Annotated in this window: 14 protein-coding genes; 10 read left to right on the forward strand and 4 right to left on the reverse strand. The window is 72.8% G+C overall.

Annotation, left to right across the window (positions count from 1 at the left end; all coding sequences use genetic code 11):
* Positions 1-123: 123 nt before the first annotated feature.
* The 7 genes from rpmI (at position 124) to AB0P03_RS00520 (ending at position 8049) form a co-directional block, all read left to right on the forward strand.
* Positions 124-318, forward strand: coding sequence for a 50S ribosomal protein L35 (gene rpmI / locus AB0P03_RS00490; protein ID WP_030055648.1), 195 nt, complete (start codon positions 124-126; stop codon positions 316-318).
* Positions 319-427: 109 nt separating this feature from the next.
* Positions 428-823, forward strand: a complete 396-nt coding sequence (rplT, locus tag AB0P03_RS00495; protein WP_030055649.1) for a 50S ribosomal protein L20 — start codon at positions 428-430, stop codon at positions 821-823.
* A 104-nt stretch (positions 824-927) separates the two neighbouring features.
* Positions 928-1794 (forward strand): RNA methyltransferase, encoded by an 867-nt coding sequence (locus AB0P03_RS00500; protein ID WP_350877932.1) that lies wholly within the window; start codon positions 928-930, stop codon positions 1792-1794.
* Between the two features lie 110 nt (positions 1795-1904).
* The gene (locus tag AB0P03_RS00505) at positions 1905-3008 is read left to right on the forward strand and encodes an ATP-binding protein (RefSeq protein WP_363583816.1); all 1104 of its coding nucleotides are present in this window, start codon (positions 1905-1907) and stop codon (positions 3006-3008) included.
* A gap of 369 nt (positions 3009-3377) precedes the next feature.
* Positions 3378-4499 carry a phenylalanine--tRNA ligase subunit alpha gene (pheS, locus tag AB0P03_RS00510; RefSeq protein WP_363372880.1) on the forward strand — a complete coding sequence of 374 codons (1122 nt, stop codon included), beginning with the start codon at positions 3378-3380 and terminating at the stop codon, positions 4497-4499.
* Positions 4499-7000 (forward strand): phenylalanine--tRNA ligase subunit beta, encoded by a 2502-nt coding sequence (gene pheT, locus AB0P03_RS00515; RefSeq protein WP_363583814.1) that lies wholly within the window; start codon positions 4499-4501, stop codon positions 6998-7000. The genes pheS and pheT overlap by 1 nt, the downstream gene beginning before the upstream one ends.
* A gap of 206 nt (positions 7001-7206) precedes the next feature.
* Complete coding sequence (locus tag AB0P03_RS00520; RefSeq protein WP_363583812.1) at positions 7207-8049, forward strand: chitosanase; 843 nt, start codon at positions 7207-7209, stop codon at positions 8047-8049.
* A 69-nt stretch (positions 8050-8118) separates the two neighbouring features.
* Here AB0P03_RS00520 and AB0P03_RS00525 read toward each other — a convergent pair whose 3' ends face one another.
* A complete protein-coding gene (locus AB0P03_RS00525) occupies positions 8119-8988 on the reverse strand; it encodes a 3-hydroxybutyryl-CoA dehydrogenase (protein ID WP_363583810.1) in 870 nt (289 codons plus the stop codon).
* A 283-nt stretch (positions 8989-9271) separates the two neighbouring features.
* On the opposite strand from AB0P03_RS00525, the gene AB0P03_RS00530 reads away from it, so the two are divergent.
* Entirely contained in the window at positions 9272-10090 is an 819-nt protein-coding gene (locus AB0P03_RS00530; RefSeq protein ID WP_350877926.1) for an SDR family oxidoreductase, read from the forward strand.
* Between the two features lie 66 nt (positions 10091-10156).
* On the opposite strand, the gene AB0P03_RS00535 is transcribed toward AB0P03_RS00530, so the two are convergent.
* A complete protein-coding gene (locus AB0P03_RS00535; RefSeq protein WP_363583808.1) occupies positions 10157-11116 on the reverse strand; it encodes a polysaccharide deacetylase family protein in 960 nt (319 codons plus the stop codon).
* Between the two features lie 275 nt (positions 11117-11391).
* Here AB0P03_RS00535 and AB0P03_RS00540 point away from each other — a divergent pair, with 275 nt between their 5' ends.
* Together AB0P03_RS00540 and AB0P03_RS00545 are read left to right on the forward strand one after the other, a co-directional pair.
* Positions 11392-12276 carry an SAM-dependent methyltransferase gene (locus AB0P03_RS00540; protein WP_363627456.1) on the forward strand — a complete coding sequence of 295 codons (885 nt, stop codon included), beginning with the start codon at positions 11392-11394 and terminating at the stop codon, positions 12274-12276.
* Positions 12277-12486: 210 nt separating this feature from the next.
* Entirely contained in the window at positions 12487-12993 is a 507-nt protein-coding gene (locus AB0P03_RS00545; RefSeq protein ID WP_363627457.1) for an FBP domain-containing protein, read from the forward strand.
* 32 nt (positions 12994-13025) lie between these two features.
* On the opposite strand, the gene AB0P03_RS00550 is transcribed toward AB0P03_RS00545, so the two are convergent.
* Positions 13026-13400, reverse strand: coding sequence for a S4 domain-containing protein (locus AB0P03_RS00550; RefSeq protein WP_363627458.1), 375 nt, complete (start codon positions 13398-13400; stop codon positions 13026-13028).
* Positions 13401-13462: 62 nt separating this feature from the next.
* The gene (locus AB0P03_RS00555) at positions 13463-13888 is read right to left on the reverse strand and encodes a VOC family protein (RefSeq protein ID WP_063346847.1); all 426 of its coding nucleotides are present in this window, start codon (positions 13886-13888) and stop codon (positions 13463-13465) included.
* Positions 13889-13895: the final 7 nt, after the last annotated feature.

Raw genomic sequence — 13895 nt, forward strand, 5'->3', positions numbered from 1 at the left:
GGCCCGGGAGACCGGCCCCAAGGTGACGGGGCGCCCCGCCCGGTCACACAGATCCATCCAGTTCACGCCCGCGTGGCGCAGGCCGCGCGGGCGCGGACGGGACCGACGAGGAGATACGGCGAAATGCCGAAGCAGAAGACGCACAGTGGCGCCAGCAAGCGCTTCAAGATCAGTGGCTCTGGCAAGGTGCTCCGCGAGCGCGCCGGCCGCCGCCACCTCCTGGAGCACAAGCCCTCGACGCTGACCCGCAAGCTGGCCGGGACCGTCGAGCTGGCCCCCGCTGACGCCAAGAAGATCAAGAAGCTTCTCGGCAAGTGATCGCCCTCCCGCCCGGTGCGAGCCGTGAGCGGGGCAGCTGATCCTTCCCGACCCATTCGAATGACGGACCACGTGAAGTAGTCCGTGGTCCAACCCAAGGAGTAATCAAGTGGCACGCGTCAAGCGGGCAGTCAACGCCCACAAGAAGCGCCGGGTCATCCTGGAGCGCGCCAGCGGCTACCGTGGCCAGCGCTCGCGCCTGTACCGCAAGGCCAAGGAGCAGGTCACCCACTCGCTGGTCTACAACTTCAACGACCGCAAGAAGCGCAAGGGCGACTTCCGTCAGCTGTGGATCCAGCGCATCAACGCTGCGGCCCGTGCCAACGGCATCACCTACAACCGCTTCGTGCAGGGCCTGAAGGCCGCCAGCGTCGAGATCGACCGCAAGATGCTGGCCGACCTGGCCGTCAACGACCCGGGCGCGTTCGCGTCGCTGGTCGAGGTCGCCCAGAAGGCGCTGCCGGCCGACGTGAACGCCCCCAAGGCTGCCGCCGACGCCGCCTGATCTTCCGAGATCAGTCGAGCTCTGACCGGACCCGCAGGCTCCCTGCGGGTCCGGTTCTGCGTTTCCCCGGATCTTCAGCGCCGCCCGCCACAGAGAACGAGACCATGCCGAGCACCGACACCCCCCTGCTCACCTCCCTGCGCTCGCCGCGCGTCGTCGCCGCCCGCCGGCTCGCCAAGCGGAACCAGCGCACCAAGGAACGCCGCTTCCTGGTCGAGGGCCCGCAGGCCGTCCGGGAGGCCGTCGCCTTCGGCCAGCTGCCGGGCTCGGCCGAGCACGCCGTGGTCGAGGTGTACGTGACCCCGGAGGCCGCCGAGCGGCACGCCGCCATCGTCGAGGCGACGCTGGCCGAGGGGCTGCCGGTGCTGACCGCCACCGACGAGGTGATCGCCGACATCTGCGACACGGTGACCCCGCAGGGCATCGTGGCGCTCTGCCGCTTCATCGACACCCCGTTCGCCGAGGTGCTCAAGGCCCGCCCCAAGCTCGTCGCGGTCCTCGCCCACGTCCGCGACCCCGGCAACGCCGGCACCGTGCTGCGCACCGCCGACGCGGCCGGCGCGGACGCCGTGGTGCTCACCGACGCCTCGGTGGACCTGTACAACCCGAAGGCCGTCCGGGCCTCCGTCGGCAGCCTGTTCCACCTGCCGGTGGCGGTCGGCGTACCGGTCGAGGAGGCCGTCGCGCAGCTGCGCGCGGCCGGGGTCCGGGTGCTCGCCGCGGACGGCGCGGGGGAGCGCGACCTGGACCAGGAGCTCGACGAGGGCACCCTGGGCGCGCCCGGCGCGTGGGTGTTCGGCAACGAGGCCTGGGGGCTTCCGGAGGAGACCCGCGCGCTGGCCGACGAGGTCGTGCGCGTCCCGATCCACGGGCACGCCGAGAGCCTCAACCTGGCCACCGCCGCGGCCGTCTGCCTGTACGCCTCGGCCCGGGCGCAGCGCTCGCCCGGCGGCTGCCGCTCGAACGCCTGACCCGCACGCTCCCGGCGCCACCGGCCGAGGGCCTACTACAGGGGGCTGCGAGGCGCTAGGGTCTGCCTCTGTGGGGGGAACGGCACGGTGGGTAATCGGGGAGGACACCCATGGTCGGCAGCGGGCCAGAGCTCGACCCGGACGACCTACCGGACGGCCTGGTGGTCGCCGATGCGCTGGGCCGGGTGGTCTGCTTCAACCGGGCCGCGGCCCGGCTCACCGGCCTGCCCCCGGAGGCCGCGCTCGGTAGCGGGCTGGAGGACGTCCTCCCGCTGGAGGACCTGGACGGCCGCCGCTGGTGGCAGCTGACCGACCCGTACGGCGGCCTGGCCACCCGCACCGGCCAGCCGGAGCGCAACCTGCTGCTGCCCGGCGGCCGCGAGGTGCTGGTCTCCGCCCGGTACGTCCGGGACGTGCCGCTGGGGCCGCCGCAGCGGGTGGTGATCGCGCTGCGCGGCACCGAGGCCCGGCGCCGCACCGAGCGCAGCCACGCCGAGCTGATCGCCACCGTCGCCCACGAGCTGCGCTCGCCGCTCACCAGCGTCAAGGGCTTCACGGCGACGCTGCTGGCCAAGTGGGAGCGGTTCACCGACGGGCAGAAGCGGCTGATGCTGGAGACGGTGGACGCCGACGCCGACCGGGTCACCCGGCTGATCGCCGAACTGCTGGACATCTCCCGGATCGACGCCGGCCGGCTGGAACTGCGCAAGCAGGTGGTCGACCTGGCCGCCGCGGTGCGCCGGCACGTCGAGCGCAAGGTCGCCACCGGCATCCCCGAGGAGCGCTTCGACGTCCGGATCAGCGAGTCGCTGACCGTCCTGTGGGCCGACCCGGACAAGGTCGACCAGGTGCTGGCCAACCTGCTGGAAAACGCGGTGCGCCACGGCGAGGGAACTGTCACGATCGAGGTGGCACCGGCCAAGGAGGTCGTCGAGGCGCCCCTCTGGGAGCGCTCGGGCACCCCTCCCCGCATCGTGGAAGGAACCGCGGTCACCGTGAGCGACGAAGGAAGCGGCATCCCCGAGGAGTCGATGCCGCGCGTCTTCACCCGCTTCTGGCGCGGTTCCAAGCGCGGCGGCACCGGCCTGGGCCTGTACATCGTCAAGGGCATCGTGGAGGCCCACGGCGGCTCGATCCGGGTCGACCGGGCCCCCTGCGGCGGCGCCCGGTTCCGATTTATCCTGCCCGCCAGCGTTCCGGACTTCATGCTCTGAAGGAGCATGAACGACAAGCAGAGCATGCTCTGAAGGAGCATGAACGACAAGCAGAGCATGCTCTGAAGGAGCATGAACGACAAGCAGAGCATGCTCTGAAGGAGCATGAACGACGAGCGGGGCATGCTCTGAAAGAGCATGAACGCATGCTCCGCGGTCCCGCTGGACGGGCTTCCAGGCAGCCGCGCTACGCGCTGCGACTACACTCGACCTTTGGCGTTGTGGGACGCCCTGTGCGGCTGAGCCGCGGACACCCCTCTTCCCCGTCGTACGGAGAACGGCTGCCCGTGCCCCGGCCACGCCGGGCGTACCGCAGGGGAGAGCCACCCTTACCTGAGCACGGACGAGCAGGAGCACGGGAAGATAGAGATGTCGGCACCCAACAAGTCGTACGACCCGGTCGAGGTCGAGGCCCTCAAGCCCGAGGTGGTGGAGCAGGCGCGGGACGAGGCCGTCGCCGCCTTCGCCGCCGCCAGCACGCTCGACGAGCTGAAGGAGGCCAAGGTCGCCCACACCGGCGACCGTTCCGCGCTCTCCCTCGCCAACCGCGAGATCGGCGCCCTGCCCCCGCACGCCAAGGCCGCCGCCGGCAAGCTGATCGGCCAGGCCCGCGGCGCCGTCAACAAGGCCCTCGCCAAGCGGCAGGCCGAGCTGGAGGCGGAGCGCGACGCCCGCGTGCTGGTCGAGGAGGCGGTGGACGTCACGCTGCCGTACGACCGTGCCCCGCGCGGCGCCCGGCACCCGCTGACCACCCTGGCCGAGCGCATCGAGGACACCTTCGTCGCGATGGGCTACCAGGTCGCCGAGGGCCCCGAGGCCGAGGCCGAGTGGCTGAACTTCGACGCCCTCAACCTGGGCCCGGACCACCCGGCCCGCTCGATGCAGGACACCTTCTTCGTACAGGCCCCGGACGGCTCCGCCGACTCCGGCGTGGTGATGCGCACCCAGACCTCCCCGGTCCAGGCCCGCACCCTGCTCGACCGCGAGCCCCCGGTCTACGTGGTCTGCCCCGGCCGCGTCTACCGCACCGACGAGCTGGACGCCACGCACACCCCGGTGTTCCGCCAGGTCGAGGGCCTCGCGGTGGACGAGGGCATCACCTTCGCCGACCTCAAGGGCACCATCGAGGTGCTGGTCGAGAAGCTGATCGGCGGCGGCCTGGAGCTGCGCTGGCGCCCCTCGTACTTCCCGTTCACCGAGCCGAGCGCCGAGATCGACCTGCAGTGCTTCGTGTGCCGCGGCGAGAGCGTCGGCAACCCGGACCGCCCCTGCCGGACCTGCTCCTCCGAGGGCTGGATCGAGCTCGGCGGCTGCGGCGTGGTCAACCCGCGCGTGCTGGTCGCCTGCGGCGTCGACCCCAACCGCTACAGCGGGTTCGCCTTCGGCCTGGGCCTGGAGCGGATCCTGATGAATCGTCACAACGTCGCCGACATGCGCGACATGGTCGAGGGTGACGTGCGCTTCACCCTCCCGTTCGGGATGGAGATCTGATGCGCGTCCCGCTTTCCTGGCTGCGTGAGTACGTCGACCTGCCGGCCGGCGAGACCGGCCGTGACGTGGCGGAGCGCCTGGTCCGGGCCGGCCTGGAGGTCGAGACCGTCGAGCAGCTCGGCGGCGACCTCAAGGGCCCGCTGGTCGTCGGCGAGGTGCTCTCCATCGAGCAGCTGACCGGCTTCAAGAAGCCGATCCGGCACTGCCTCGTCAACGTCGGCGACGCCAACGGCACCGGCGAGCCGCAGGAGATCGTCTGCGGCGCCACCAACTTCGCCGTCGGCGACAAGGTCGTCGTGGTGCTCCCGGGGGCCGTGCTGCCCGGGCCCTTCCCGATCGCGGCCCGCCAGACCTACGGCCGCACCTCGGCCGGCATGATCTGCTCGGCCCGCGAGCTCGGCATGGGCGACGACCACGACGGCATCATCGTGCTCCCGCCGGAGTTCGAGCCCGGCACCGACGCGATCGAGCTGCTCCAGCTGGTCGACGAGGTGCTGGACATCGCCGTCACCCCGGACCGCGGCTACTGCCTGTCGCTGCGCGGCGTCGCCCGCGAGGCCGCCGCCGCGTACGGGCTGCCGCTGGCCGACCCGGCGCTGCTCGACGTGCCGCCGGCCAACTCCTTCGGCTACCTGGTCAAGGTCAACGACCCGGCCGGGTGCGACCGTTTCGTGGCCCGCACGGTCGTCGGCATCGACCCGACCGCCAAGTCCCCGATCTGGCTGCAGCGCCGCCTCCAGAAGGCCGGCATCCGCCCGATCTCGCTGACCGTCGACATCACCAACTACGTGATGCTGGAGGTCGGCCAGCCGCTGCACGCCTACGACAAGCAGCGCGTGAGCGGCCCGATCACGGTCCGCCGGGCGGAGCAGGGCGAGAGCCTCACCACCCTCGACGGCGTGCAGCGCAAGCTCTCCGCCGAGGACCTGCTGATCTGCGACAACAGCGGCCCGATCGGCCTGGCCGGCGTCATGGGCGGTGCCTCCACCGAGATCCTCGACCCGGCCGCCGGCCCGGGCACCACCGAGGTGATCATCGAGGCGGCGCACTTCGAGCCGGTCGCCGTCGCCCGCGCCGCCAAGCGGCACAAGCTGCCCTCCGAGGCGTCCAAGCGCTTCGAGCGCGGCGTCGACCCGGAGGCCGCCCGCGCCGCCGCCCAGCGCGCCGTCGACCTGCTGGTCCTGATCGCCGGCGGCACCGCCGAGGCCGGGGTCACCGACATCGCCGCCCCGCACCCGGTGCGCACCATCACCATCTCCGCCGACCTGCCCGACCGGGTCGCCGGCACCGCGTACGGCCGCGAGACCGTGACCCGGCGCCTGCAGGAGATCGGCTGCTCGGTCGCCGGCGCCGACGTCCTGGAGGTCACCCCGCCGACCTGGCGCCCCGACCTCACCGACCCGTACGACCTCGCGGAGGAGGTCATCCGGCTGGAGGGCTACGACAACGTCCCCGCCCGGATGCCCAACGTGCCCCCGGGCAAGGGCCTGACCGAGGCCCAGCGCGTCCACCGCCGGATCGGCGTCGCGCTGGCCGGGGCCGGTTACGTCGAGGTCAACAACTACCCGTTCCTCGGCGAGAGCGCCTTCGAGGCGCTCGGCCTGGAGCCGGACGACCGGCGTCGGCGCACCGTCAAGCTGGTCAACCCGCTCAACGACGAGGAGCCGGCGCTGCGCACCACGTTGCTGCCGGGCCTGCTCGGCTCGCTGCGCCGCAACGTCGGCCGCGGCAACACCGACCTGGCGATCTACGAGACCGGCACCGTCTTCCTGCCCAAGGACGAGCTGTCCGTGGCCCCGCGTCCGGCCGTCGACCGCCGGCCGAGCGCCGAGGAGCTGGCCGCGCTGGACGCCGCGCTGCCGGACCAGCCGCGCCGGGTCGCCGTCGCCCTCGCGGGTGAGCGGCTGCCGTCCGGCTGGTGGGGCCAGGGCGCCGTGGCGTCCTGGGCGGACGCCGTCGAGGCGGCCCGTACGGTGGCCCGCGCGGCCGGCGTCGAGCTGACCGTCCGGCAGGGGCAGCGGGCGCCGTGGCACCCGGGCCGCTGCGCCGAGCTGGTCGTCACCGGCACCGACCGGGTGGTCGGCCACGCCGGTGAGCTGCACCCGCGCGTCGTCAAGGCGCTCGGCCTGCCGGCCCGCACCAGCGCGATGGAGATCGACGTCGACCTGCTCACCGCGGACGGCGCCGAGAAGGTCAACGGCCCTGCGGTCTCCGGCTTCCCGGTGGCCACCCAGGACGTCGCGCTGATCGTCGACGCCGCCGTTCCGGCCGCCGACGTGGAGGCCGCGCTGCGCTCCGGCGCGGGCGAACTGCTGGAGGCCATCCGGCTGTTCGACGTCTTCACCGGCGAGCAGGTCGGCGAGGGCCGCAAGTCGCTGGCGTACGCGCTGCGCTTCCGCGCCGCGGACCGCACGCTGACCGCCGACGAGGCGACCGCCGCCCGCGAGGCGGCCGTCGCCGAGGCCGTCGCCCGCACCGGCGCGGTGCTGCGCGGCGCCTGATCCCGTCAGGCCCCAGGGCCCCGTCCGGACCTCGGTCCGGACGGGGCCCTTCGCGTTGCCCGGAGCCCGCCCCTGGGCCTGTGGTCTGACCTGCGCCTTTGAAGAGCCTTGAAGAGACTTTGTCAAAACCCTTGCGGGGACAGGGAAGGAGGGCCTTAATTCTCGTTAGGAAAGTTTCCTAACCCCCCGAGGAAACGGAGCATCGTATGCGTCCCCAGCACCACCATGCCCTCCGCATCGCCCTCGCCGCCGCCCTGGTGGCCGCCCCCCTCACGGTCGCGGCCGCCGGCGCCGCCACCGCCGCGCCGCCGTCCGCGACGTCCGTCCAGCTCAAGGGAGTCGGGCTGGACGACCCGCACAAGAAGGACATCGCGATGCAGCTGGTGTCCAGCGCGGAGAACTCCTCGCTGGACTGGAAGGCCCAGTACAAGTACATCGAGGACATCGGCGACGGGCGCGGCTACACCGGCGGCATCATCGGCTTCTGCTCCGGCACCGGCGACATGCTGGACCTCGTCCAGCACTACACCGACCTCAAGCCGGGCAACGTCCTCGCCAAGTACCTGCCGGCCCTGAAGAAGGTCAACGGCAGCGCCTCGCACGCCGGCCTCGGCACCCCCTTCGTCAACGACTGGGCCGCCGCCGCCAAGGACACGGTCTTCCAGCAGGCCCAGAACGACGAGCGCGACCGGGTGTACTTCAACCCCGCCGTCAACCAGGCCAAGTCCGACGGCCTGCGCGCGCTCGGCCAGTTCGCCTACTACGACGCCATCGTCATGCACGGCCCCGGCAACAGCTCGGACAGCTTCGGCGGCATCCGCGCCGCCGCCCTGAAGAAGGCCAAGACCCCCGCCCAGGGTGGCGACGAGGCCACCTACCTCAAGGCCTTCCTGGACGCCCGCAAGGTGGTCATGAAGAAGGAGCAGGCCCACTCCGACACCAGCCGGGTCGACACCGAGCAGTCGGTCTTCCTCAACGCGAAGAACTTCGACCTCAACCCGCCGCTCAAGTGGAAGGTCTACGGCGACAGTTACGCCATCAACAGCTGACGGAACGTCAAGCGGGGCCCGGGAGCGGCACATCGCTCCCGGGCCCCGCCGCCGTCCACCGGCCGGTGCTCAGGCGCTCGCGGTGTAGTCGTAGAAGCCGCGGCCGGACTTGCGGCCCAGCAGGCCCGCGTCGACCATCCGGGAGAGCAGCGGGGGAGCCGCGTACAGCGGCTCCTTGTACTCGTCGTACATCGACTCGGCGATCGAGACGATGGTGTCCAGGCCGATCAGGTCGCACAGCCGCAGCGGGCCCATCGGGTGGGCGCAGCCGGCCTCCATGCCCTTGTCGATGTCGGAGGCGGTGGCCACACCCGACTCGAACATCCGTACCGCGGACAGCAGGTAGGGCACCAGCAGCGCGTTGACCACGAAGCCGGCCCGGTCGCGGGCGCGGATCGGCTCCTTGCCGAGCTCCTGGGAGGCGAAGGCCTCGACCCGCTCGGTGGTCACCGCCGAGGTGGTCAGCGTCGGGATGACCTCGACCAGCTTCTGCACCGGCGCCGGGTTGAAGAAGTGCAGGCCGATCACCTGCTCGGGGCGGGAGGTGGCGGCGGCCAGCTTCACGATCGGGATCGACGAGGTGTTGGAGGCGAGGATCGCGTCCCGGCGCTCGACCACCTGGTCCAGGGTCTGGAAGATCTTGACCTTGATGTCCTCGCGCTCGGCGACCGCCTCGACCACCAGGTCGCGGTCGGCGAAGTCGGACAGGTCCACGGTGAAGGTCAGCCGGGCCAGCGCCTCGTCCCGCAGCTCCGGGCTCAGCTTGCCGCGCTTGACCGCCGTGTCCAGGGAGTTGGTCAGCCGGGTGCGGCCGAACTCCAGCGCCTCGCCGCTGGCCTCCGCCACCAGGACGTCCAGCCCGGCCCGGGCGAAGACCTCCGCGATGCCCGACCCCATCAGGCCGCAGCCGATCACTCCGACGCGCGCGATGTCACTCACTCAGTTGCCCTTCGGTGGTGCTGGGGGTCGCCCAGCGAACTGGTGGCCCAGCGAGCTGCTGGTCAACGGGCCGGTGTGCCGGAATGGGTGCACCGGTCACCGTCCCGACGACGTTACTACTCCGTACCGGCCAGTAGGTCACCCCCTCCCCGGCCGGGTGCCAGTGCGAGACGTCGTCCGAACGGGTGAGGCCGGGCCCGCCGCCCGTGCGCCCGGGGCCACCCCCGCCCGGCGGCCGGAAGAATGCCGCAGACGGGGGCCGGGGACGGGAAGGGAGCACACGGTGCCGACGGGATCGCTCGCAGGACAGGTCGGCCTGATCACCGGCGCGGGCCGGGGAATCGGCCGGGAGATCGCCATCGGCCTGGCCGCCGAGGGCATGGCCGTCGGCCTGGTCGGCCGCACCCACGGGACGCTGACCGACACCCTCAAGGAGTGCGCCCGGCACGGCTCCCGCGGCGTCGCCGTCACCGCCGACGTCACCCGCGCCGGCGCCGTCCGCGAGGCCGTCCGGGTCGTCGAACGCGACCTCGGCCCGATCGACCTGCTGATCAACAACGCCGGCCTGGTCGACCGCGCGGAGGTGCCGCTCTGGGAGACCGACGCGAACCAGTGGTGGCAGGTGATCGAGACCAACCTGCGCGGCCCCTACAACCTGCTGCGCTGCGTCCTGCCCGGCATGGTGTCCCGGGAGCGCGGCCGGGTGGTCAACCTCAACTCCGGCTTCGCCCTGCGCCCGGACGGCGACTACACCGCGTACGCCACCTCCAAGGGGGCGCTGCTCCAGCTCTCCGACAACATGGCGGACTCGCTGGCCCGCCACGGCATCGTCATCCTCGACATCAGCCCCGGCGCGGTCGAAACCGACATGACCGCCGCGATGCCGATGTTCAAGGACACGACGACCTGGGGCTCCATCCCGTACATGGTCGCGGTCACCGTGGACGCCGCCCGGGGCCGCTTCGACGGCCTGCACGGCCGGTTCATCCACGCCGGGCGGGACGACCTGGAGGAGCTGGTCAACCGGGCCGCGGAGATCCGCGCGGCGGACGCCCGGACGCTGCGGATGCGCCCGTACAAGGCGGACGACCCGATGGGCTGAACGGGCCCCCGGCCGGCGTGCCCCCTCGGCCGGCGTGCCCCTCGGACGGCCTGCCACGAAGAGCGGTCAGGCGCACAGCTGACTGGCGGTCACCGGCTTCAGGCCCGCCTTGGCGAGGCCGTCCAGGATGCCCGGCAGCGCGTCCACCGTGCACTGGTGGCCCATGTGCAGGGCGACCACCGAACCGCCGCGCACCGACTTCAGTACCCGGCGCTGCAACTCGGCGGCCGACGGGTCGTTGTAGTCGCGCGGGTCGACGTCGAAGGACAGCACGTGCTCGTAGCCGACCGCCTTCGCCTGCTCGCGCACCGTCCGGGTGGCGTACTGCGCGGCGGACGGGCGGAACCAGCGGCCGATCGAGCCGGTGAGCCGCTGCAGCCGTTCGGCGCACTGGGCGATCTCGTCGTGCACCTGGGCGGCCGTCATCGTCGAGAGGTCGAGGTGGTTCTGGGTGTGGTTGCCCAGCTCGTGGCCGGCGTCCAGGATCCGGCGGGCCATCTGCGGCTGCTGGTCGAGCCAGCTGCCGACCGCCATCACGGTCAGCTTGATGCCGCGCTGCTCGGCGGCCTCCAGCAGCGCGGTGGCCTGCTTCGGATCGCCGCTGCCGTGGCAGGTCAGCGCCACGAACTTGCTGGTGCGCGGCCCGTTCACCACCTCGACCGGGGTGCCGGCGGCGAGCGGCGGCAGCACCGGAGGCGTCGGAGGCGTCGGCGGGGGCGTCGGCGGCGTCGCGGCCCCGGCGGCCGGCTCCGCGCCGGTGGCCGGGTCGGTACCGGCGGTCGGGTCGGCCCCGATGGGCTGCGGCTCCGGCGGGGCGGACGGCACGGGGGAGGCCGGGCCCTCGCCGCCGTTCCAGGCCGGGTCGGTGGTGTGCTGCGGGTCGAGGGTGCCCGGGTGTACGGCGAGCACCCCGGCGTCGGCCCGGCGCGGGGTGCCGGAGGCACACGCGCTGAGGAACCCGCTGGCGGCGGTCAGGGCGGCCAGCTGGACGGCGGTGCGCAGTACGGTGCGGCGGTCGGCAGTCATCGGCAGTCAGCATAGAGACGGTGGCCACCCACGGCGATCCGAGGAGCGTCCCGGTACCGCCATTGACGTGCACACACACCACCGTCCGGGCGTTGCGTAAACCTGAACTGCCGGTGTTTCACCGGCGTGTCGTCGGATACGATCACGGCGCACCGCACGCCACGGGAGGGTGGCCGGGCCGGACGCGGGGTCACCCCCGTGGTACCGGGCGGGCCCGCCGGGCGCCGAGGCGGTGCCATGTCCGGCAGTGAGCACGGCAGAGGGGGCGGAACAGGATGCACGAGGACAGCGCGGCCGTCGGCGAGGCCACCGGCACCGACTGGGACTGGGCCAGAGCGGACGACTGGCAACCGCCGAGCGAGCTCGACACCGGCGTCCCGCACACCGCCCGGATGTACGACTACTACCTGGGCGGCAAGGACAACTTCGAGGCCGACCGCAAGGCCGCCCAGGCCGCCATAGCGGCCTACCCCGCGCTGCCGCTGCTGGCCCGCACCAACCGGCAGTTCCTCGGCGACGCGGTGGAGTTCGCCGCCGGCCGGGGCATCCGCCAGTTCGTCGACATCGGCACCGGCATCCCGGCCGTCGGCTCCACCAGCGAGGTCGCCCAGCGGGTCGCCCCGGACGCCCGGGTGGTGTACGTCGACAACGACCCGATCGTCGCCACCCACGCCCGCGCCCTGCTGGCCGGCCACCCCGCCGGACACACCTCGGTCATCGAGGCCGACCTGCGCGACCCGGCCACCATCCTCGGCCACCCGGGCCTGCTCGCCGCCGTCGACCTGTCCCGGCCGGTCGCGCTGATGCTCGTCGCCGTGCTGCACTTCATCCGCGACGAGGACGGCGCCCAGCAGATCGTCCGCACCCTGCGCGACGCGCTCGCCCCCGGCAGCGCGCTGATCCTCTCCCACGGCAGCCCCGACTTCGCCTCCCGGGAGAGCGCCGCCGAAGGCACCCGCATCTACCGCAGCGCCAGCGCCCCCCTGGTGCTGCGCCCGCGCGCCGGCGTCGAACCCTTCTTCGGCGACTTCGAGTTCGCCGGCCCCGGCCTGGTCCAACTCCCGCTCTGGCGCCCCACCCCCGGCCACGTCCCCACCACCGAACTCCCCGAAGGCTGGCAGGACGTCTCCGCCTACGCGGGCGTCGCGTTCAAGCGGTAGCCCCGGATCGCGAGGCGGTCCGGCCCCGACGCCTCCCTCCTGCGCCGGGACCGGCCTCGCACACCACGAACACTAGGCTCAGCCACTGACAGCCCGTCACCCGCTCCGGTGCGCACCCTGGTGGGCGACGGGCCGTCAGCGGCCCGCTCCGGTACGTACCGGGAGAAATTGGCACGACAGCGCGGGCGGGCCGGTGCTAGCTTCCGCGACATGGAACCCCTGAGCGAGAACGAGATCCGCGCGTCCTTCGTCAACTGCTCCAAGGGCGAGGCCCGTCGGCTCAACCTCCCTCGGGGCCTGGCGGAACTGCCCTGGGAGAACCTGGACTTCCTCGGCTGGCGGGACCAGGGCGCGCCCGACCGGGCCTACCTGGTGGCGTCGTACGACGGTGAGCCGGTCGGCGTGACGCTGCGGGTGCCGACGGTCCGCCGCAGCCTCACCAAGACCAACGTCTGCTCGCTGTGCATCACCGCGCACGCGGGCTCCGGCGTCGCGCTGCTCGCCGCCCGCCGGGCCGGGGCGGCCGGGCGGGAGGGCAACACCGTCGGCACGTACATCTGCGCCGACCTCGCCTGCTCGCTGTACGTGCGCGGGCTGAAGAAGTCCGCCCTGGTGACCAGGCCCGACGAGTCGCTGCCGCTGGAGCGGCAGATCGACCGGACGGTGGGGAACCTGGAGGCCTTCCTCGCCAAGGTGCTCGCCGACACCGCGCACTGAGCGGGACGCGCGGACACCGCGTTCCGGCGGGGTCAGTGCCCGCGCAGCTGGTCGAGGTCGCGCCGCTCCCGCTTGGTCGGGCGCCCGGCGCCCCGGTCCCGCTCGCCGGCCGTCGCGACGAGTTCGCGCGGCGGCCGCGGCGGGCTGTTGTCGACCAGGCAGTCCGCCGCCACCGTCGCGCCGACCCGCTTGCGGATGAGCTTCTGCACCACGACGACCCGCTCGTAGCCCTCCTCGCGGACCCGCACCTCGTCCCCGGCGCGCAGCGCCTGGGCCGGCTTGACCCGTTCGCCGTTCACCCGCACGTGCCCGGCCCGGCAGGCGGCGGCCGCCAGCGCCCGCGTCTTGGTGAGCCGGACCGACCAGATCCAGCTGTCCACCCGCACGCTTCCCTCGTGTTCAGCCATCCCTGGAGCCTACCCAAGCCGCCCGAACCGGCCCGAGCCCGAACCCGAGCCCTCGGCGCCCGCTACGCCGCCTCCGGCACCATCCGGGCCGCCTGCGGGGCCTCCTGGACCGCCCAGCCGTTGCCGTCCGGGTCGTTGAAGAACACGAAGGAGTTCCAGGCCTCGCCGTGCCCGTCCACCCGGCTGCCCGCCTCGAAGTGCTGGACCGGGCTGACCTCGACGCCCCGGGCCGCGAGTTCGGCGTGCGCCTTGTCGATGTTCGGTACCACCAGCTGCAGTCCCTTCACGGATCCGGGTGGCGCCCCGATGACCCCGGTGCCCACCACGATGGAGCACGTGGAACCCGGGGGAGTCAGCTGGACGACCCGGACCCCGTCGCGCAACCGGGTGTCGTGGTCGACCGTGAAGCCGACCAGCTCCTCGTAGAACAGCTTCGCGCGGTCCACGTCCGACACCGGGACCACCACGACTTCGAGCTTCCAGTCCATCGCCCTC

The organism is Kitasatospora sp. NPDC088779, from assembly GCF_040685395.1.
GTDB lineage: Bacteria > Actinomycetota > Actinomycetes > Streptomycetales > Streptomycetaceae > Kitasatospora.